At 47.5% G+C, this 20,677-nt stretch carries 16 protein-coding genes; 4 read left to right on the top strand and 12 right to left on the bottom strand.

The window, feature by feature from the left end; translation table 11 throughout:
• Positions 1 to 4 precede the first annotated feature (4 nt).
• On the top strand, positions 5 to 2,194 hold the full coding sequence (locus BHV73_RS06510; protein WP_009123323.1) for a glutamine synthetase III family protein: 2,190 nt from the start codon (positions 5 to 7) through the stop codon (positions 2,192 to 2,194).
• A 181-nt stretch (positions 2,195 to 2,375) separates the two neighbouring features.
• Positions 2,376 to 3,671: a S28 family serine protease gene (locus tag BHV73_RS06505; RefSeq protein WP_286737388.1), complete on the top strand. Its 1,296-nt coding sequence runs from the start codon at positions 2,376 to 2,378 to the stop codon at positions 3,669 to 3,671.
• A 114-nt stretch (positions 3,672 to 3,785) separates the two neighbouring features.
• Here the strand turns inward: BHV73_RS06505 and BHV73_RS06500 are convergent, their stop codons facing one another.
• Complete coding sequence (locus tag BHV73_RS06500; RefSeq protein ID WP_009123321.1) at positions 3,786 to 5,129, bottom strand: threonine/serine exporter family protein; 1,344 nt, start codon at positions 5,127 to 5,129, stop codon at positions 3,786 to 3,788.
• A gap of 184 nt (positions 5,130 to 5,313) precedes the next feature.
• Here BHV73_RS06500 and BHV73_RS06495 point away from each other — a divergent pair, with 184 nt between their 5' ends.
• Positions 5,314 to 6,036 (top strand): DUF6064 family protein, encoded by a 723-nt coding sequence (locus tag BHV73_RS06495; protein WP_022217916.1) that lies wholly within the window; start codon positions 5,314 to 5,316, stop codon positions 6,034 to 6,036.
• Between the two features lie 144 nt (positions 6,037 to 6,180).
• Here BHV73_RS06495 and gpmA read toward each other — a convergent pair whose 3' ends face one another.
• Positions 6,181 to 6,927: a 2,3-diphosphoglycerate-dependent phosphoglycerate mutase gene (gpmA, locus tag BHV73_RS06490; RefSeq protein WP_009123319.1), complete on the bottom strand. Its 747-nt coding sequence runs from the start codon at positions 6,925 to 6,927 to the stop codon at positions 6,181 to 6,183.
• 43 nt (positions 6,928 to 6,970) lie between these two features.
• Complete coding sequence (locus tag BHV73_RS06485; RefSeq protein WP_009123317.1) at positions 6,971 to 7,264, bottom strand: hypothetical protein; 294 nt, start codon at positions 7,262 to 7,264, stop codon at positions 6,971 to 6,973.
• A gap of 242 nt (positions 7,265 to 7,506) precedes the next feature.
• Here BHV73_RS06485 and fldA point away from each other — a divergent pair, with 242 nt between their 5' ends.
• Positions 7,507 to 8,013, top strand: coding sequence for a flavodoxin FldA (gene fldA / locus BHV73_RS06480; RefSeq protein ID WP_087412029.1), 507 nt, complete (start codon positions 7,507 to 7,509; stop codon positions 8,011 to 8,013).
• Positions 8,014 to 8,140: 127 nt separating this feature from the next.
• Here fldA and BHV73_RS06475 read toward each other — a convergent pair whose 3' ends face one another.
• The 9 genes from BHV73_RS06475 to BHV73_RS06435 form a co-directional block, all read right to left on the bottom strand.
• Positions 8,141 to 10,705 (bottom strand): glycosyltransferase family 1 protein, encoded by a 2,565-nt coding sequence (locus BHV73_RS06475; RefSeq protein ID WP_009123315.1) that lies wholly within the window; start codon positions 10,703 to 10,705, stop codon positions 8,141 to 8,143.
• Between the two features lie 43 nt (positions 10,706 to 10,748).
• Positions 10,749 to 12,413 (bottom strand): glycogen/starch synthase, encoded by a 1,665-nt coding sequence (locus BHV73_RS06470; RefSeq protein WP_009123314.1) that lies wholly within the window; start codon positions 12,411 to 12,413, stop codon positions 10,749 to 10,751.
• Positions 12,414 to 12,699: 286 nt separating this feature from the next.
• Positions 12,700 to 13,164, bottom strand: a complete 465-nt coding sequence (locus BHV73_RS06465; RefSeq protein ID WP_009123313.1) for a V-type ATP synthase subunit K — start codon at positions 13,162 to 13,164, stop codon at positions 12,700 to 12,702.
• Between the two features lie 109 nt (positions 13,165 to 13,273).
• Positions 13,274 to 15,088 carry a V-type ATP synthase subunit I gene (locus tag BHV73_RS06460; RefSeq protein ID WP_009123312.1) on the bottom strand — a complete coding sequence of 605 codons (1,815 nt, stop codon included), beginning with the start codon at positions 15,086 to 15,088 and terminating at the stop codon, positions 13,274 to 13,276.
• The gene (locus BHV73_RS06455) at positions 15,085 to 15,690 is read right to left on the bottom strand and encodes a V-type ATP synthase subunit D (RefSeq protein ID WP_286737384.1); all 606 of its coding nucleotides are present in this window, start codon (positions 15,688 to 15,690) and stop codon (positions 15,085 to 15,087) included. The genes BHV73_RS06460 and BHV73_RS06455 overlap by 4 nt, the downstream gene beginning before the upstream one ends.
• Before the next feature lie 33 nt (positions 15,691 to 15,723).
• Positions 15,724 to 17,052 (bottom strand): V-type ATP synthase subunit B, encoded by a 1,329-nt coding sequence (locus tag BHV73_RS06450; protein ID WP_009123311.1) that lies wholly within the window; start codon positions 17,050 to 17,052, stop codon positions 15,724 to 15,726.
• A gap of 8 nt (positions 17,053 to 17,060) precedes the next feature.
• On the bottom strand, positions 17,061 to 18,815 hold the full coding sequence (locus tag BHV73_RS06445) for a V-type ATP synthase subunit A (RefSeq protein ID WP_009123310.1): 1,755 nt from the start codon (positions 18,813 to 18,815) through the stop codon (positions 17,061 to 17,063).
• 18 nt (positions 18,816 to 18,833) lie between these two features.
• Positions 18,834 to 19,673, bottom strand: coding sequence for a DUF2764 domain-containing protein (locus BHV73_RS06440; protein WP_286737377.1), 840 nt, complete (start codon positions 19,671 to 19,673; stop codon positions 18,834 to 18,836).
• 14 nt (positions 19,674 to 19,687) lie between these two features.
• Entirely contained in the window at positions 19,688 to 20,278 is a 591-nt protein-coding gene (locus BHV73_RS06435) for a hypothetical protein (protein ID WP_087412030.1), read from the bottom strand.
• Positions 20,279 to 20,677: the final 399 nt, after the last annotated feature.

Genomic DNA, 20,677 nt, shown 5'->3' with positions numbered 1-20,677 from the left:
TATTATGTCAAAATTGAGATTCAGAGTAGTAGAGACGGCGTTCAAGAAGAAACCCGTTGCAGTGGCAGTCCCGGCGGAACGCCCGTCGGAATACTTCGCCAAGTATGTATTCAACAAGGAAAAGATGTTCAGGTATCTGCCGAGCAAGGTATATGCCAAACTGATTGATGTAATTGACAACGGTGCGCCGCTGGACCGCAGTATTGCCGATGAAGTGGCGGCGGGAATGAAGAAATGGGCGCTTGAGATGGGAGCCACCCACTACACGCACTGGTTTCATCCGCTCACCGAAGGCACTGCCGAAAAACACGACGCTTTTGTGGAACACGACGGCAAGGGCGGCATGATGGAAGAATTCACAGGCAAGTTGCTTGTGCAGCAGGAACCGGACGCATCCAGCTTCCCCAACGGCGGTATCCGCAACACGTTCGAGGCACGCGGATATTCAGCATGGGACCCCTCTTCTCCCGCATTCATAGTAGATGATACGCTCTGCATTCCTACCATCTTCATTGCCTACACGGGTGAATCTCTTGACTACAAAGCGCCGTTACTCAAAGCACTGCGTGCAGTGGACAAGGCAGCGGTAGACGTATGCCGCTACTTCAACCCGGACGTAAAGAAAGTAGTGGCGTACTTGGGCTGGGAACAGGAGTACTTCCTGATTGACGAAGGCCTTTACGCCGCCCGCCCCGACCTGTTGATGACCGGCCGCACACTGACCGGACACGATAGTGCCAAGAACCAACAACTCGAAGACCACTACTTCGGCGCCATCCCTCCGCGTGTGGCAGCCTTTATGAAGGAGTTGGAAATCGAAGCGTTGAAACTCGGAATCCCCGTCAAGACCCGCCACAACGAGGTAGCTCCCAACCAATTCGAGTTGGCTCCTATCTTCGAGGAATGCAACCTTGCAGTAGACCACAATATGCTCATCATGGCTCTGATGCGCAAGGTGGCACGTAATCACGGCTTCCGAGTACTGTTGCACGAAAAGCCATTCAAGGGTGTCAACGGCAGCGGCAAGCACAACAACTGGTCGTTGGGTACGGACACGGGCATCCTGCTCCATGCCCCCGGCAAACTGCCCGAAGACAACCTACGCTTCATCACCTTCGTAGTAAATACCTTAATGGCAGTCTACAAACATAACGGATTACTGAAAGCCAGCATCTCCAGCGCCACAAACGCCCACCGACTGGGAGCGAATGAAGCGCCTCCTGCAATCATATCCAGCTTCCTCGGCAAGCAGTTGAGCCAGGTTCTGGAACATATTGAGGAAAGCACTAAGGATAACCTCATCAGCCTCAGCGGCAAACAGGGCATGAAGCTGGACATTCCACAGATACCCGAGCTAATGATAGACAACACCGACCGTAACCGTACCAGCCCGTTTGCCTTTACGGGCAACCGCTTCGAGTTTCGTGCCGTAGGTTCGGAAGCCAACTGTGCCAGCGCCATGATTGCCCTGAACTCCGCTCTTGCCGAGCAACTGGTAGAATTCAAGAAGGATGTAGACAAACTTATCGGGAAGGGTGAACCGAAGATTTCGGCTATCCTCGACGTTATCCGCAAATACATCAGGATATGCAAGCCCATTCACTTCGACGGTAACGGCTACAGCGACGAATGGAAAGCCGAGGCCAAAAAACGCGGTCTGGACTGCGAAACCAGTGTACCCCTCATCTTCGACAACTATCTGAAGCCCGAAAGCATCCGTATGTTCGAGTCTGTAGGCGTAATGACGCAAAAGGAACTGGAAGCCCGCAACGAAGTGAAGTGGGAGACCTATACCAAGAAAATTCAGATTGAAGCCCGCGTGCTCGGTGACTTGGCGATGAATCACATCATTCCCGTAGCCACTCAATATCAGACGGATTTGATAGACAATGTCTACAAAATGAAAGACCTCTTCCCGGCAGAGAAAGCTGCAAAACTGTCTGCCAAGAATTTGGAACTCATCGAAGAGATTGCCGACCGTACCACCTTCATCAAGGAACATGTAGATGCCATGATAGAAGCCCGCAAGGTTGCCAACAAGATTGAATGTGAACGCGACAAAGCCATCGCTTATCACGACAACATCGTACCGATGATGGAAGAAATCCGCTATCACATCGACAAGTTGGAACTCATCGTTGACAACCAGATGTGGACATTACCGAAATACAGGGAACTGTTATTTATAAGATAAAGAGCTATTTCAGACATACAAACTCTGAAACCGGAAATTATCTATTTCTTTTGTTGGTTGTTTTAAGTTTGCAGGGGAAAGGAGTGCCGTGATGGTAGTTCTTTCCCCTTTTTTATCCGGCAAACAGCAGCCTGAAGAAGAAAACAGATTATCTTTGTCCCCAATTACAAATAAACACATTATGAAAGACCTGCGTATACGCCATACAGCATTGCTGCTGTTTACATTCTTGCTGGCATCGGTATCCTTATCCGCACAGACCGGCTTACAGCAGAAACTAAGTGAGATTTCCGCCATAACGGAAACCCAACCGTTGGAATCGACCGAGTTTTCGGAGAAGTATGTAACCTATTTCACCCAGCCGCTCGACCACCGGCATCCCGAGAAAGGAAGTTTCCGCCAGCGGGTTATCGTGGCGCACGCGGGCTTCGATCGTCCCACGGTCATTATAACCGAAGGGTATGGAGCCGCCTACGCGCTCAAGCCCCAATATCGCGAGGAACTTTCCAGGCTCCTCAATGCCAATATGGTATTTGTGGAATACCGCTATTTCCTGGAATCCACTCCCGAACCCAAAGACTGGCGATACCTTACAGCCGAAAGTTCCGCCGATGATTTGCACGCGGTAACAACCGCATTCAAAAACATATATCCCGGAAAATGGATTGCTACCGGTATCAGCAAAGGCGGACAGACCGCCCTGCTCTACCGCACATTCTATCCGGACGATGTGGATGTATCCGTTCCTTACGTGGCTCCCCTCTGCTACGGAACAGAGGACGGCCGTCACGAACCGTTCCTCAAAAAAGTGTCTACGGATGAAGACCGTAAAAGAATTACCGACTTCCAGCTGGAAATCCTGAAACGCAAAGCGGCCTTACTCCCCCTTTTCGAGAAATACTGCACCGAACAGGAGTATAAGTTCCGTGCTCCTATCGAAGAGATATACGACTATTCGGTACTGGAATATTCATTCGCGCTCTGGCAATGGGGTACTCCCGTCGGCAGCATCCCGCTACCCACAGCCACCGACGCAGAACTCATAGCCCATCTGCTGGCCATCAGCGACCCGTCCTATTTCACAACCGACAGTACCAACGCCTCTTTCTTCGTACAGGCCGCACGCGAATTGGGCTATTACGGCTACGACACCCGTCCTTTCAAAAAGTATCTCTCCATCAAGTCCGGCAAAGGCTACCTGCATCGCCTGATGCTTCCCGAAGAACTGAAAGATATGCCTTTTGACAAGACACTCAGTAAGAAGATTAAGGGATTCTTGCAAAAGAACGACCCGAAAATGATATTCATCTACGGTGAAAACGATCCCTGGACGGCTGCCGGAGTTACCTGGCTCAAAGGGAAAAAGAATATTCACGTATTCATTCAGCCGGGCGGCAGCCACCTGGCACGCATCTCCACACTGCCCGAAAAGGAGAAAGAAGAAGTGATGAAGCTGCTAAACGAATGGTTGCGGTAAACGCACCCGTTCTTTCGCAGCATCCTGTTTCTGCCGCATAAGGGAAAAGACACAAACGGAAAAGGGCTGCCTCAGCGATTGAGACAGCCCCTTTTATATCAAACATACCTACTCTTACCACTCAAGGAATTTTCCCCTCTCCCTGCGTTTCTGCAACTCTTCTTTCAAGAAGCGCTGACGGTCTTTGGCGATATAGCGGCGGGCGAATATATTGGGCACAGCCACCCCTAACGCGATGCAGAGAATAATCAGCGAAGCATTGATACCGTTGGACACAGCCACCGTCACCTCACCTACCACTCCGTGCATATTGATGAGGGCAACCAGCGCACGATACATCAGCACCCCCGGAATCATCGGAATGACAGAGGGAATGGTCAGCACGTGATTGGGCACATGAAACCAGTGGACGGCTTTCACCGCCACCAGGCTCACCACCATAGCTCCCGTAAAGGAACCGATGACAGGACCGAGCCCCAACTCGAAGTTGACAAAGTTACGCGTACATACGGCAAGGATTCCCCCGACGGCAACCACCCACAACAGACGGCGCTGGATATTGAATATCATGGAGAAACCCATCGCGGATATGGCCGCCGCAATGGCGTATATATAATAAGGATCGTGCGGAACCATGCTCAGTTCGCTGAACTTCTTGTCAATCACCACATCTTCCATAGCCAGCAGGCGCATGGCTATCACAATGCCGAAAGCCATGGCACACACCATCAGCACCGTATTGACGGCACGCACGATTCCCACCTGTATGTAATTGTCAATCATGTCGTCCACAAAGTTTATAATAGGCACTCCCGGCACGATGAACAGCGCGCAAGCCAGCAACGGATGATACGGAGTTCCCGACAGCCCTGTAAAAGTAGTGATATAAGCAAGGCAGGTGGACACCAATGCCGCGATGGCGATACTCATATATAGATTGATGCCGAACTCCACGCAACGCGCGCGAACACGAAAACCGGCAAAAGCGGCGATAGAGGCGAATAAGAAAGCGATCCAGTCGCCGCCGAACAGCTTACAGAAACCGCCGCAGGCAAACCCCGCTCCGATGGCGACGAGATAGGGAGTATAGTTCCGCTTCTTTCCTTTTATCTTCTCCAATTCTTCCTCGTAGCGATCGAGCGAATAATCCTCTTCGATGGCACGCCAGGAAAGCTTGCTGATTTCGGAAATGGCCGTCATGTTGATGCCGTGCTTCTCGCACTTCTGAAATTTGGAATAAGAATGTGATTCGTCACTCAGGTTCACCACCAGCATTGTATAAGTCACGTCAATGTGAAGATTCTCCTCGGGTAGTCCCAAATAAGCCGCAACCCGCTGCATATTACGCACAATGCGATTGGTATCGGCAGCACTCTCCACTAATATTTTCCCTGTGCGAAGCAATAAATCAAGCTTCCTGCGCAAAATAATTTCTTGCTCAACCATTGTATTATCCATCAAAAATTCTACTAACTACTATCCTGTTTTTTACCTATCCTTAAAGAGGAGTGCAAAGATAGGCAAAATATAGAAAAGAATTTCATATCTCATCGGAAACCCATACCTTTGCACACATTTTTAGAGAAGGGAAAAACAACAGACCGGACTTTCATCATACTCCCAAAAACAAAAGCTGATTGATATGGAAATATTTTGGAACACTATCGCGCAATATAACGAAAACACCTGGTGGGCGCAGATTATCATTACCGTAGCAGGCGTCCTGCTGACCGCACTGCTATACCGCAAACCCACCGTCCGGGTAAAACGCTCCATGAAAATATATATGGTATTCCTCAACGGCTGGATAGCGTCGGTGTACTATCTGATGTACTGTGACACACGCAGTTATCACCATGTACTCGCCATCTTTTGGGGAGTAATCGCCCTGATTTGGCTATGGGATTTATTTACCGGTTACACCCCGTTCGAGCGCAATCCCAAATATCGTGTACTGGTGGGAGTACTTTATGCGATGCCCTTCCTCTACCCTCTCCTTTCGTGGGCGCGCGGCATGGAGTTCCCGATGATGACGACAACGGTGATGCCCTGCTCGGTAGCCGCCTTTACCATCGGACTGCTGCTGGCATTCTCGCGCAAAGTCAATCTGCTCGTCATCCTTTTCCTCTGCCATTGGGCGCTCATAGCCTTTTCCAAAGTGTATGTGTACAAGATACCCGAAGACCTGCTGCTGGCAAGCGCCACCGTACCCGCCATCTATCTGTTCTTCAAGAACTATGTAGCCCAAAACCTGCATAAAGAAACGAAACCGGGCGCGCGCCTCATGAATTGGTTTCTGATTCTGATTTGCATCATCATCGGGGTATTCCTGAGCATCATCCTTTTCCAGGAAGTAGGAAAATAAACGAACCTGCATCGCCCGTAATCCGTCCTATGGGATAAAAAAAATCATCCCGTGATATGAAATAAATCATCTCACGGGATGAATTTTTCAGTCTCGTGAGACGAATATTTTCATCCTGCAAGACGGATTTTTCATCCTACCTTATCATTTTTTCCTGCCTTGATTTGCCACGGCTTCCATCAGTTTCCTGATTTCTTCGGGGTCGCCCAGGAAGTAATCGTTCGTCAGGTTCAGTTCGTCATCAAACTCAAACACATACGGTACGGCCGTAGGCAGATTCAGATGCACAATCTCTTCATCCGACAGATGCTTCAGATGCTTGATAATGCCACGCAGGCTATTGCCATGAGCCACGACCAACAGTTCATCGGCCGTCTTCAGGCTTGGGAAAATGACGCATTTCCAATACGGCATGATACGGTCAATCGTATCTTTCAGCGATTCGGTACGCGGCAGCTCTCCGTCGGGCACTTCCCGGTAACGTTCTTCAAAACGCGGGTTGCGCGGGTCGTCTTCCGCCAGCGCGTGAGGGGCGATGTCGTAACTGCGACGCCACACCAATACCTGCTCGTCTCCATACTTGGCGGCGGTCTCGGCTTTGTTCAGCCCTTGCAACTGACCGTAATGCTTTTCGTTCAGCCGCCATGACTTCTCTACCGGAATCCAATCCTGATTAAGGCGGTCAAGCACACAATTCAATGTCTTTACGGCGCGTTTCAAGTAAGACGTATACGCCTTTTGGAAGCGGAAGCCTTTCTCCGCCAGCAGTTCACCCGCCTTCAGCGCCTCGGCAACGCCCTTTTCCGTCAGGTCTACATCCGTCCATCCCGTAAAACGGTTCTCTTTATTCCATGCACTCTCGCCGTGGCGGAGTAAAACAATCTTTTTCATCTCTGATAATCTCCTTTCTGTTTCTACTAAGAACACGCATTCATCACCGCTTGTTCATATAACGGCGCATCATATACACCAATAATATCATAAATGCCACCCACACCATACTGATGACCGGCAAATAACGGTTGTACACCAACTCACCGTCCTGCGGCACGTGATTGAACTCGCAAAGTATGCAACGGCAGGCCGGATTGGCGGCATCATGCGAGAAAAAAGAAAATACCAGAATAGCCACCCCTGCCAACAACATCATCAAAGCCACCCATACCACCCACTTGCCGGCAGATGCGGAACGCGGATGTGGCGAAGCGGAATGCGCGAACTTAACCATATAGCTTACCCCTTTTATATTGTTGCGCAAAGTTCCCGCGTTTTGAGAAAATTAACAATACCTACTTTTCATCAAAAAGCATCCCAATCTCCCTATTTATAGGTAGATTTAACATCCGTAACGACACTGCGAGTTAACCGGAAATAGGGAGTCGCACCGGCAGAAAAGCCCTATAAATAGGTATTTCACCAAAGCCCGTAAAGCCTTTACTTTGCAGCGAACAAATTAATACTTTAGTCAGAATGAAGAAAACAGGTATTTTTTATGGTTCCAGTACCGGAACATGCGAAGACTTGGCTAATCAGATAGCCGATAAAATGGGAGTGGCCGCATCCGATGTGCACAGCGCGGACAAGTTGAGCGCCGATTTGGTGAAAGAGTACGATTTGCTGATTTTAGGTACATCTACCTGGGGTGACGGCGAATTGCAGGATGATTGGTACGACGGCATAAAAGTATTGAAGTCGGCCGATTTGTCTTTCAAGAGTATCGCTCTGTTCGGCTGCGGCGACTCCGAATCCTATTGTGACACCTTCTGCGACGGAATGGGTATCCTGTACGAAGATTTAAAAGACAGCGGGTGCAGCTTCATCGGAAATAAGGTCGGCACGGACGGATACTCCTTCTCTTCCTCTATCGCCGTAGTAAACGGCGCCTTTGTAGGACTTGCCCTCGACGAGGTAAACGAGAGCGATAAAACCGCCGAACGCATCGACAACTGGACGGCAGAGCTTAAGAAGCATATTTAGGCATATAAAAAAACAGACCATCCGCTTACCCGAAACGGATGGTCTGTCTGCATCAAACGGATGATGCGTTTAGTGCTGACAGATGGTGCGTTTGCATGAAACGCACCATCTGTTTTGTTATCTCATCTCAAATGAACCAGCGAACATAGCAGAAGTCCTGACGGTGAGGCAGTTCCGCATTCTTCGGGAACATACGGTAAGCTACCTTGAAGCTGCCTGCGTTCTCCAACTTATGTGTCACCTGGAATGTGTAGAGGTCGCCCTCTTTCTTCACTACATTGAACGGCTCTACCGAGTAAACGTGTTGCTTACCGTCCTGAGCGGTATAAGTAGTCACCAATTCCAGACCGATGGCATCGTTCAGGCCTTTCTCGTCGATAACGTAAGTAATCGTGTATTCCTTACCGCTTTCGATGGAACCCTTAACCAGTTCTTCCGTCTTTTCGCAAGATACTACTTCGATGCTGTCCCACTTGGCGACAACCTCTTCCTTCCATGCAGCGAGTTCCTTGGCTTTGGCATAGTTGTTGGCAGCCAACGCTTTAAAGCGTTTCGCTTCTTTTGTATAGAACTTGCTATAATAGTCGTCCAGCTGACGCTTCATTGTGTAATGAGGCGCAATCTGCGCGATAGAATTCTTGATGGTTCTAATCCAGCCTTCAGAATATCCCTTCTTGTTGCGTGCATAGTACAACGGCAGGATTTCCTGTTCGAGGATGCTGTAAATGGTAGCGGCATCCAATTGGTCTTGGTATTCCTGGTTCTGGTAAGTACGTTTTTCCGTCAACGCCCAACCTGCACCTTCACGGTAGCCTTCCAACCACCATCCGTCGAGTACGGAGAAGTTTACAACACCGTTCATCAACGCCTTTTCACCGGAAGTACCGGATGCTTCGAGCGGACGTGTCGGAGTGTTCAACCAGATATCCACACCCGATACGAGGCGGCGTGCCAACTGCATATCGTAGTTTTCGAGGAAGATAATCTTACCCAGGAACTCGGGACGGCGGGAGATTTCGATGATTCTCTTAATCAATCCCTGACCTGCACCGTCGTGCGGGTGAGCCTTACCTGTAAACAGGAACTGTACCGGATAATCGGGGTTGTTCACAATCTTAGACAGACGGTCCAAGTCGGTGAACAGCAAGTGCGCACGCTTGTAAGTAGCGAAACGACGTCCGAAACCAATCAACAGCGCATTCGGGTTAATCTTGTCCAACAGAGATACAACGCGTGAAGGGTCGCCCTGATTGTTCAACCATGTCTTGCGGTATTCCTTGCGAACGTAGTCAATCAGTTTATTCTTCATGGCCATGCGCGTCTTCCATATCTCTTCGTCGGCTACATTATAGATAGCTTCCCAAATCTTAGGATTGGACTGGTCGTACCAGAAGTTCTCGTCGAAGTGCGCCGCATAAAGCTGTTTCCACTCCGTCGCGCTCCATGTGGGGAAGTGTACGCCGTTTGTAACGTAACCAACGTGCATTTCTTCCGGGAAGTAACCTTTCCAGATGGGGGCAAACATTTCTTGGGAAACTTTTCCGTGCAACCAGCTTACACCGTTCACTTCCTGAGAAGTGTTGCAAGCGAAGACTGACATACAGAAGCGTTCGCCCTTGTCGCCCGGATTGTTACGGCCGAGGTCCATAAGGTCGTCCCAAGTGATACCCATTCTTGAAGGATAACCGCCCATGTACTTGCCGAAGAGGCCTTCGTCGAAGTAGTCGTGACCGGCAGGAACCGGGGTGTGTACGGTGTACAAAGAAGAAGCGCGTACCAACTCGATAGCCTGGTCGTAAGTCAGACCTTCGGCCACGTAGTCGCAGATACGCTGTACGTTAATCAGCGCCGCGTGTCCTTCGTTGCAATGATATACGTCTTTCTTGATGCCCAGTTTCTTCAAAGTAAGAATACCGCCGATACCAAGCAGAATTTCCTGTTTCAGACGGTTCTCCCAGTCACCGCCATAAAGCTGGTGAGTGATGGAACGGTCGAACTCGCTGTTCATTTCATTATCCGTATCAAGCAGATAGAGTGAAACACGACCTACGTTGACTCTCCAGAGGCAAGCGTGTACGTAATAATCCAGATAAGGAACGTCTACAACAACTTGGTTGCCGTTTTCATCCAACACGCGGTCGATGGGCAACTGACCGAAGTTCTGGGCTTCGTAGTTGGCAATCTGCTGTCCGTCCATAGCCAATGTCTGAGTGAAATAGCCATAACGGTACAGGAAACCAACGGCGCACAGGTCTACGTTGCTGTCGGAAGCTTCTTTCAAATAGTCACCGGCAAGTACACCCAGACCACCGGAATATATCTTAAGCACATGATTCAAACCGTACTCCATACTGAAATATGCAACAGAAGGACGATTGCTATCAGGTTTTACATCCATGTAATTGCGGAATTTGGAATATACGTCTTCCATTCTGCGCAAGATAACCTTATCTTTAGCAAGTGCCTCAAGCTTGGCATAGCTCATACGTTCTAACAGCAGGACAGGATTCTGTCCGACTTCTTTCCAGAGAGCAGGGTCAAGGTCTTTAAACAATTCGGTAGCCTCATAATTCCATGACCACCAAATGTTACGTGCAAGTTCGGATAATTTCTCCAATTCAGCAGGGATGTGAGATTTAACGTTCACATCTTTCCAGTTTGGAGTGTTTACATTACTAACTTTAATCTTCATTGTATGATTACTTGATTGATTAATATAATAAATTCTTTTTCGGTTAAGCCAGCTGACGTTTCATCGCATTGCGCAAAGCAAGGTCGTAGGCTTCATAATAATATTGTATGAAATGCTTCCATAAAGCCTGCTCCGCCACTTGGGCGGCACGCTTACGGATTTCTTTAATTTCCGCATCGGTCTTTGTAGAGAACAAGGCTATGGTGTCCTTAATACCGTCCGCCACTTCGGAATAGTTATAGTCCGAACGGTGAAGCACCTCTACTCCATCGTTAATGCCATGCTGGTTCTTGAGGCTGTTCACCCAAAGTCCGAATCCGGCAAGGTCTGTCGTAATGGTCGGCACGTGGAAAGCCACGCTCTCCAACGGGGTATATCCCCAAGGTTCATAATAAGAAGGATAAACGCTGAGGTCTTCTCCTAACAACAAATCGTAGTAGTGCTTGTTGAGGATACCGTCTTTACCATCCTGATAGCAGGGAACGAAGATTACTTTTACCTTATCCTCAGGACGATTGCCCATACCGAGGTATTTCAGCATATCCAACACCTGGTCGTGCGTCATGTTGTGCAGCCAATGTGTGATGAAAGGTACTTCCAAAGGAGTGGTATAGTGCTCGTCTTTCTTTTTCAGACGCTGCTGCAAGTCTTCGCGGGGGTCGCCCACCCAACTGGGCACGTTGACGAAAGCCAGCACTTTCTTTTTCAGGTTCTTATCGCGGTTCAGGCGGTTCAATGATTCCAGGAATACATCGATACCTTTGTTCTTGAACTCGTAACGGCCGCTGGTTCCGACAATAAGCGTATCATCATCAAACTCCTGTCCCAACAGGCAGTTTGCCACACGCAGCATGGTAGAACGTGCACGCTTGCGCTTACCGGTAAAGGTAGAGCCTTTCGGAACGAAATCGTCTTCGAAACCGTTCATAAGGACTACGTCGGCAGGCTTGTCAAGCAGTTCTTTACACTCGTTATTGGTGATTTCACTTACGGTAGTGAAGCAATCCACGTAATGGGCGGCCTGCTTTTCGATGGAATGCTTGGATTCCATATTCAGTTCCTGCGCCATCTGATCGCCGTTGTAAGCGAAAAGATAATCGTATAGCGGTTTGTTGTTGCCTGCGATAGAACGGCCTATCGAGGTGGCGTGTGTGGTAAATATCGTAGCAATTTCAGGAACGGCGGTCTGCAAATAAAGCGCAGCCATACCCGTCATCCACTCATGCGCCTGGAATACAACCTTGTCCGTTTCCGTCAGGTTATACCGATAAAAGCTCTCCACAACCTTTCCTGTGGCGTAGGCAAACATCGAGGCTTCATCGTAGTCACCGTATGCGTGCAGTGAATCCACTTGATAGTGTTCCCACATTTCCGCATAAATTTCATTCTTTTGCGCAAAGAAAGGTTGGAAGTCAACCAATATGACGATAGGCTCACCCGGAATGTTCCAGCGACCTACGCGAACAGAAAGGTTATCTTTTTCAATAGCATATTTCTTCCATGCGGCACAAAGGTTATCGGACTCGATAAATAAGGGATTCTCTTTTCCTTGCCAGAAGTCCGGACCAACAAAAAATACTCTATCACGGAATTTTGTCTGCAAAGTGTTCGCTCTGGTAGACAAAACTGTATAGATACCGCCTACTTTATTACATACTTCCCAGCTCGCTTCGAAGATGTAATCGGGGGTAAGTAGTTCTTTAACCATATATGTTATAATCTCTTTATCATAATTACGGCTGCAAAAGTACACATTATTCTTTGAAAAATAGCCTTTTAATCGAAAAAACTGATTAAATGTATATAAACAATCGTTTGCATAAATGTTATAGTTAACGACAAAAGCCCGCCAATACGGGGAAACGAGAGGATTGCCACCGAAAAGAAAAAAAATGCAAGTCACAACGAAATGTAGGGAAAAAACGGAAGAAGTTACAAAAAAGCCCCGGAACTTCGCATGGATGTTCCGGGGCTTCCTGTCTTTAAAATATTCCTTATGCAGTCAGTGCGCTACCAATCAAGAAAGTCGCAGCCAGAGCTACGATAGCGTAAAGTTCGGGGAATACGGCAAGAATCAGCGTATTGCTGAATACGTCGTGTCCCTGGCCGATAGCGGCGATACCGTTGGCGCAAACCTGTCCCTGACGGATAGCGGAGAACAACGCTACCAATCCCAAAGCAATACCCGCACCCAAAATAGCGGCAGCCTGAATGGCTGTCATATCCGGAGTGAGAAGGCCGAAAATAGTCTGGAACATAAAGTAACCGGCAAAACCATACAAACCCTGAGTACCGGGAAGCGCTGTCAATACCAGGAAGTTACCGAACGCACCGTCATTCTTCTTCAATGCGCCGATAGCTGCATTACCGGCAATTGTCACACCGTAGGCGCTACCGATACCTGACAAACCAACCATCACTGCAATGCCAATATAGGCAATCAATAAATTCATTTCCATAATCTTATTCGTTTTTTATTGTTTATATTTTTATTTGTTTCTCTTAATGAAGGCCGCCCCGTTTACAGGCAACCTTATTTTCCATTTTTTAATTTTTAATTCTTAAATCTCAATTCTTAAACGGCTTGTATTCCTTACCGCCGCCTTCGTATCCGGAGTTCTTAAAGAATTCCACAAAGGTCAGACGCATGGGATGAACCATTGCGCCAAGCACGTTCATAAAGATATTGATAGCATGGCCGATAACGAATATCAGCACCATCACAATCGGTCCCGCAATGATATTATCGGGGCTCATACCTACTGCGAGGCTGTTGAACACACCTGCAAGGATACCGCCCGAAAGTCCGAGGGCAAACAGGCGTACATACGACAGTACATCACCGAGCAAGCCCGTAGCCATATTGTAGGAATCCCAGAATCCGAGTCCGATATTGAGGAATATGTTCTTTCCCGGACTGTTGTAGAGGAATATCATGGCTGCCGACACCCCGAGGATACACAAATGTACTGTACCGCCCAACGGCATAACTTCCGGCAACAGCGCTCCTACTCCGCAGGAAACCAATAATATAATCCAGCCAATCGTAGCCACGGCATACTTGAACCCGAACTGAATGCTCTGGTTTACAGCTTTCAGTACCATACCGAACAGAATCTGTACCGCACCGAGTATCAATGACAATTGGAACATATCGTTATTGTCCATAAACAAGGTTTCTTTCATCTTTTGGAAGAAAGGCAGGTTGATATCGTAGATATTCGCTCCGAAGAACGTACCAGTCAGCAATCCGCAGAAGAATGTGGATGCGGCCAATACCTGTATCAATGAGAGAATGGGTTTCATTGTTGCACTGATATTCTTAGCCAGCAGACGATACAGGGTTGCTCCGAGAAACAGGAACAATCCGTAACCGGAGTCTCCCAAACACAAGCCGAAGAACAGCATAAAGAAAGGTGCGAAGAACGGCGTCAAGTCCAGTTCGTTATACTTGGGCAACATATAGAGCTTGCATATCGGCTCGAACCAGGCGAAGAAACCTTTGTTATTCAGCTGGATAGGCACGTTATCGCCCGGTACGGGAGATGTAACCTCATAGTACACATGCTGCGCATCGAGCCATGCCGAAATATCTTCTGTCTTGGAAGCGGGCGCCCAGCCTTGCAGCAACATCAGTTTCTCTCCTGCCGTAGCCTCCGTATTCAGCATTACTTTGGAGAATTCCATGTCGGTGTTCACCTCTTTCAAGGCTGCACGCAACGACGGGATTTCTTTTTCGGCAAGCGCTTTCAGTTTCTCCTCGTTATCTGCCAAAGCATGTTCCGTCTCGTCACAAAGAATCTGTACGCGCTCCAATGAATAAGGCGGCAACTTTGCCTGTTCTGCATCCAAATCTATTTCTGCCGCATTCTTGGTTACGGTAACAAAATAGACGCGAGAGGACAGACGGCTGATAACCATCGCATTATAGGTATCTTCCCATGTTTCGTCATAATTGCCTTCCGAGCAACTGTAAAAGCCTACCGTCAGTCCGGCATCGCGCAGACGCGACAGACTTGCAGGTTCAAAATTGCCCCAAGGTTCCAGCGCAACTTTTTCTTTCTGGTAAGCTTGCAATTGCTGTTGCAATTTATTCTTTTCAGCTTGCAGCTCGTCCACCTCGTTCAGCACTTCCAAACCGCGGGCAGCCGAAGCAGGTGTTTCAGCTACCGCCGATTTGACGGGCTTCAACGCTTGCAACAGTTTTTCCGCAGCCTGCAAACGGCCGGACAAGCGAATGCTATCCTGCAACTCCGTATTGTCGGCAACGCCTTGCTGCTTTTCAGCCACATGCACTACACCGAGGTCGCGCACGCCGTTCAGGAATGCTTCGTACTCCTTATGATATACAAGGAACGTGAGCTTCTTCATTTTTGTAATCATGCTTCTGTCTCCTTCCTTTTCTCTTGGTGGGACTTCATGATTTTCTGCGACGACTTGGAGAGGTTCTCCTCGTCTTCCATAAATCGTTTGATTTTGCGCAGCGCATCCTGATAGCCCGGAATCTGTACTTTCTCAAAAAGATTCACCTTTTGGGTGGTCTTCTTACGCGCATGTTCCAATAAGTTCAGCTTGGCGACGGTAAATTCCCGTTCAATAGCCGTATGTGCCAGTTCTTTGAGCAAATGCAACCCGTCTGCATACCATTTGGGCGCATTGAACAAACTGTAAGGACGTATCTCGAAATCTACGTTTTCGAGTAACGGCACTCTTACACCGGCAATCTTCTTCACGCCAAGACGAACGTCGTTAACCTTTATCAATGAGGCATCAAACTCATTCCAAAGGGCGAACATGGCTTCATAAGCTTGGATTTCCTTTTCCAACCTCGCATCCAGCGCGGCAGCATCGGCTTTGCAGCGCTTCACTTCCATACGCAGGGCGCTCTCCTTGTTCTTAATGATAGGAAGCGTACGCACACGTACTTTCAGTTGCTTTTCCAACTGCTGGAGCGACGTTTTATTATATTGAAACTTAATAGCCACTTCGTTAGTGATTAATGATTAATGATTAAGTGATTAGTTTTCCGCTTTAGGCCAGAATTCATCCACGAGTTCTTTCTTGATGTTCACTTCTTCCGGACGGAAATACTTACCGAACAAGCTCCAGGCTACGTCGAGCATTTCTGTGGTATCGAGGTTGACATCAATGGCCAGCAACTGGTTGGAGTAGTCCTTGGCAAAGGCAAGAGTACGTTCGTCGTAGTTCGTCAGGTCGAAACCGTTTTCAAGTTTTGTCTTGGCATTGGCGGCATCAGCATACAGACGTACGGCGGCATTCATCACCTGCGGATGGTCTTTACGGGTCTTCTTACCTGTAACGAGCTGTTTCAAACGGGACAATGAACGGAACGGGTCAACGATAACCTTACCGATGTCACTGTCACGGCGAAGGAACAACTGCCCCTCAGTGATATAACCCGTATTATCGGGCACAGCGTGCGTAATATCACCACCGGATAAGGTAGTTACGGCAATAATCGTGATGGAACCGCCGCTGGGGAACTGTACCGCTTTCTCGTAAATCTTCGCCAAATCCGAGTAAAGCGAACCGGGCATAGAGTCTTTGGACGGAATCTGGTCCATACGGTTGGACACGATAGCCAACGCATCGGCATAAGAAGTCATATCCGTAAGCAATACCAATACTTTTTCATTATTGTTTACCGCAAAATATTCGGCCGCAGTCAATGCCATATCCGGAATCAGCAGACGTTCCACAGGCGGATTTTCAGTCGTATTCATGAAGCTGACGATACGGTCGAGTGCGCCTGCATTGGAGAATACGTTTTTGAAGTACAGGTAATCGTCATTCGTCATACCCATACCACCGAGGATAATCTTGTCGGTTTCCGCACGCAAGGCTACATTGGCCATCACCTGATTGAAGGGCTGGTCCGGGTCTGCGAAAAACGGGATTTTCTGTCCGGACACCAAGGTATTGTTCAGGTCGATACCTGCGATACCGGTTGCAATCAGTTCGGAAGGTTGCTTACGACGCACCGGGTTCACGGACGGACCGCCGATTTCCACTTCCTGACCTTCGATAGACGGACCGCCGTCGATAGGATCACCAAAGGCGTTGAAGAAACGTCCGGCAAGCTGGTCGCTCACTTTGATTGTAGGAGCCTTGCCCAAGAACACTACCTCTGCATTCGTAGGAATACCTTCGGTACCCTCGAAAACCTGCAAAGTCACATCGTCACCGGCAATCTTAACCACCTGGGCCAACTTGCCGTTTACGGTTGCCAGTTCATCATACCCTACCCCCGTAGCTTTCAGCGAGCACGTGGCTTTCGTAATCTGAGTAATCTTAGTATATATTTTTTGAAATGCTTTTGTTGCCATCTTATTATTTATGCTTTACGTTCTTCAATCAATTCCTGCAACTGTTTGTAGAAATTGCCATACTCCTCTGATTTGAATTTCGAGTAGTTCATCTGTTTGCAGATGTTAATCATCTTCTTGAAGTAATCCATTACCTCGTTGAAGTTGTCGAACTCAAATTCCGTATGGCAGATATCAATTACCATGTTGAGAATTTCTTCCTGACGCTCCATAGGAGTTACGGCATCAATCTCGTCGAAAGCATCCTGCTGCAGGATTACAAAGTCAATCAATTCTGATTTCCAGAAGATTACGTGGTATTCCACAGGTACACCGTCATCACCCAGAATATTGATTTGTTCCGCAATTTCCTTACCGCGTTGCAGGCGGGTCTTCACTTCATTCACTTTGCCAATCCATTCACCGTTGATGCGTTTGGCTATATAATCCTCAAATTCGGGATATTCGATATATTTGGAATACGAATCAATTGGATTTACGGCAGGATAACGCTTCTTATCCGCACGGTCTTGCTCAAGAGCGTAGAAACAACGGGCTACTTTCTTGGTATTCTCGGTTACCGGTTCTTTCAAGTTACCGCCGGCAGGAGATACCGTACCGATAAACGTAATAGAACCGGTTTCACCGTTATTCAGCTTCACGTATCCGGCACGGCCGTAGAAGTTGGAAATAATAGAAGACAAGTCCATCGGGAATGCGTCGGGACCGGGCAACTCTTCCATACGGTTGGACATCTCGCGCAATGCCTGAGCCCAACGGGAAGTAGAGTCGGCCATCAACAATACTTTCAATCCCATACTTCGGTAGTATTCCGCAATCGTCATGGCTGTGTACACAGATGCTTCACGGGCGGCTACCGGCATGTTGGAAGTATTGGCGATAATAATAGTACGCTCCATCAATTTACGGCCTGTATGCGGGTCAACCAGTTCGGGGAATTCCGTAAAGATTTCCACAACCTCATTGGCACGTTCACCACAGGCGGCGATGATTACAATGTCAGCTTCAGCCTGTTTGGAGATAGCATGCTGAAGCACCGTCTTACCCGTACCGAACGGACCGGGGATAAATCCCGTACCGCCTTCTACAATCGGATTAACGGTGTCAATCACACGTACACCCGTTTCCAACAATTTGAAAGGACGCGGTTTTTCCTTATAGTTCGTCATGGCACGTTTCACAGGCCATTTCTGAATCATATTCACCTTGACATCATTACCTTCCTCGTCAGTCAAAACGGCAATTGTATCCTCAATACCATAATCACCCTCTTCCACGATAGACTTCACGGTACATACACCCTTTTGCTCGAAAGGAACCATAATCTTCAGTGGCTGAAAGTTCTCATCCACTTGTCCCAGCCATGCAGCGGCTTCCACTTGGTCGCCAACCTTTGCCAAAGGTACAAAATGCCATTTACTTCCTTTATCCAACGGATACGTGTATTGTCCGCGCTTCAGGAAAACGCCATCCATTTTATCAAGGTCATTTTGCAGACCGTCATAGTTTTTAGAAAGCATACCGGGACCTAATGTCACTTCGAGCATATGTCCGGTAAACTCAGCTTCGGCTCCCACCTTCAGTCCACGGGTGCTTTCAAACACCTGTACATAGACCTGAGTGCCTACCACTTTAATAACCTCCGCCATCAATCTGTCTCCGCCGGTCGAGATATAACAAATCTCATTCTGTGCCACGGGGCCGTCAACGACGAGGGTTACCATGTTGGCTATTACGCCACTAACAGTTCCTTTTGTTGCCATATAATTATGTAATTTATTTTATCTGAATTCTGCGGGTATCTGCACTTCATCCTTCAATGTAGCGATAATACTACGGAACAGCTGACTACCCTTTTCTTTATCCAATGCAATCCAACGCTCTATCATTTCGAGCTGTAACAGGAATACGAACAGACATTCCACTGTGAAATAGTCAAAGAAAGTAGTTTCTTCCATCCAATTCCACCGTAATTGGTCTATCTTTTTCTCCCGTTCCACCAGTTCTTCCGTCTCACTGATTTTCACCAGCTGATCCAGCCACTCCACTTCACCGCTTAATCCGAAATCTCGAGCACCGGATGTGCGCAGAGCTTCACAAACTTCCGTATCTCCCACTATCAACGGAGCTACATCCATTTTAAACTTCCTTGCCGTCAGCGCGACCAATACATTATTAATCACAAGATTAAAACCGAACCATGCAGATACAAACTTATTTTTGCATTCCATGGCATAGGCATAATAAAGTGCCGCCAAACGATCTTCATGCAAAAATTCATCTTCAACGGATAAGCTGAAATATTCGGAAATAAAAGTAGACAGATAAGACGGGAACACGCGATCAGCCAACTCACCGCCTTCTTTCAGCAATGAGATATACTCAGCCAATTCTTCCGCCGAGTAGTTTCCCCGCTTATCAATCGCAGCGTCTTTGTCTTTCAGTAATTTCAAGACATTTGCATTGTCGAATTGAAGATAAAACAAGTCTATCAACTTTTTATCATCCTCAGACAAAGCCGGATACAATTCCGTCTTGAAATCAGCTACCGTATAGCTCAATTTGCTATCCTCTAAAGTAAGTTCTGGCAAACCGGCTACCAAGTAATAATATTTACTCATAATCCTGTGGGGAATTAAAACAGCATTTCCACTAATTGCGGACGCAGGAATTCTTTGAAGTAATTCATAAACTCTTCTTCACCAAAGTTCACTTTGTAAGAACCGTCCGCCGGCGAGACAGAGAAAAGAGTCTTGTTTCCATTTACTTGCTCAATCTTCACACCCTTATCCAATAAAGCTTTTGCTTGAGCGGTGAAGTACTTTTTCAAATCGTCCGCATCCGATGTAGAGATCACAATAGGTTCATTGGCACTCCATTTAGACGCTAATGCTACAATAAAAGCGTTAAGGAAATCTTTATTTGCGGCAAAAGCTTTCACATCAGCATTTACAATCTTGTCCGTTACCAAAGTAGCGATTTCAGATTTCAAGGCATTCACAGCCTGACCGGCAAACAGTTTTAACTCTGATTTGGTATTCTCCGCCAACTCATCGGCAGACTTACGTGCGGTAGCCACAATAGAGTCAGCCTCTTTCTGCGCATTCTCTACAATTTTCTTGGCTTCTTCCTGAGCTTTTAAGATAAGCTTTTGGGCTTCTTCATTACCTTTTTCCACCCCTTCACGATAAATCTTATCAGTTAGCTCTTGAATCTTGTTTTCCATATTTTACAGGAGTTATTATATGATTGATTACAATATTAATTGCATGATTTTTCTCAGTCCTTATTAGATTCACGCCAAAATTACGAAAAAGCATTTGATATCAAACAAGAAGAATGAAATAAAAGTAACCCATTTTCCTAAAAAACATCGTTTTTCACCAATTTTGTTCTGTAAAGATAACGATAAGATAACAAGGAAAGAAGAAATAAAGGCTATCCCCGGAGAACCGCCGTATGAAAATCCCCCTAGAGAAGTCCCCTCAATGGGATACATTCCGGCAACCCCGTTCCCAAAGGGACAAAAACAATAAAGCCCCCGTATCTTTCTATCGATACGGGGGCTTCTCTAAAAAAAACGGCGACTACCTACTCTCCCACTGTTACGCAGTACCATCGGCGT

Source organism: Bacteroides sp. 44_46 (genome assembly GCF_001915465.1).
GTDB classification, from domain to species: Bacteria; Bacteroidota; Bacteroidia; order Bacteroidales; family Bacteroidaceae; genus Bacteroides; species Bacteroides clarus.
This window is presented reverse-complemented; position numbering and strand designations above follow the sequence as displayed.

What these genes read in the sequence shown, in the direction of transcription:
- BHV73_RS06510 (WP_009123323.1), top strand. Translation starts at nt 5, where the DNA reads ATGTCAAAATTGAGATTCAGAGTAGTAGAGACGGCGTTCAAGAAGAAA.
- BHV73_RS06505 (WP_286737388.1), top strand. Translation starts at nt 2,376, where the DNA reads ATGAAAGACCTGCGTATACGCCATACAGCATTGCTGCTGTTTACATTC.
- BHV73_RS06500 (WP_009123321.1), bottom strand. Translation starts at nt 5,129, where the DNA reads ATGGATAATACAATGGTTGAGCAAGAAATTATTTTGCGCAGGAAGCTT.
- BHV73_RS06495 (WP_022217916.1), top strand. Translation starts at nt 5,314, where the DNA reads ATGGAAATATTTTGGAACACTATCGCGCAATATAACGAAAACACCTGG.
- gpmA (WP_009123319.1), bottom strand. Translation starts at nt 6,927, where the DNA reads ATGAAAAAGATTGTTTTACTCCGCCACGGCGAGAGTGCATGGAATAAA.
- BHV73_RS06485 (WP_009123317.1), bottom strand. Translation starts at nt 7,264, where the DNA reads ATGGTTAAGTTCGCGCATTCCGCTTCGCCACATCCGCGTTCCGCATCT.
- fldA (WP_087412029.1), top strand. Translation starts at nt 7,507, where the DNA reads ATGAAGAAAACAGGTATTTTTTATGGTTCCAGTACCGGAACATGCGAA.
- BHV73_RS06475 (WP_009123315.1), bottom strand. Translation starts at nt 10,705, where the DNA reads ATGAAGATTAAAGTTAGTAATGTAAACACTCCAAACTGGAAAGATGTG.
- BHV73_RS06470 (WP_009123314.1), bottom strand. Translation starts at nt 12,413, where the DNA reads ATGGTTAAAGAACTACTTACCCCCGATTACATCTTCGAAGCGAGCTGG.
- BHV73_RS06465 (WP_009123313.1), bottom strand. Translation starts at nt 13,164, where the DNA reads ATGGAAATGAATTTATTGATTGCCTATATTGGCATTGCAGTGATGGTT.
- BHV73_RS06460 (WP_009123312.1), bottom strand. Translation starts at nt 15,088, where the DNA reads ATGATTACAAAAATGAAGAAGCTCACGTTCCTTGTATATCATAAGGAG.
- BHV73_RS06450 (WP_009123311.1), bottom strand. Translation starts at nt 17,052, where the DNA reads ATGGCAACAAAAGCATTTCAAAAAATATATACTAAGATTACTCAGATT.
- BHV73_RS06445 (WP_009123310.1), bottom strand. Translation starts at nt 18,815, where the DNA reads ATGGCAACAAAAGGAACTGTTAGTGGCGTAATAGCCAACATGGTAACC.
- BHV73_RS06440 (WP_286737377.1), bottom strand. Translation starts at nt 19,673, where the DNA reads ATGAGTAAATATTATTACTTGGTAGCCGGTTTGCCAGAACTTACTTTA.
- BHV73_RS06435 (WP_087412030.1), bottom strand. Translation starts at nt 20,278, where the DNA reads ATGGAAAACAAGATTCAAGAGCTAACTGATAAGATTTATCGTGAAGGG.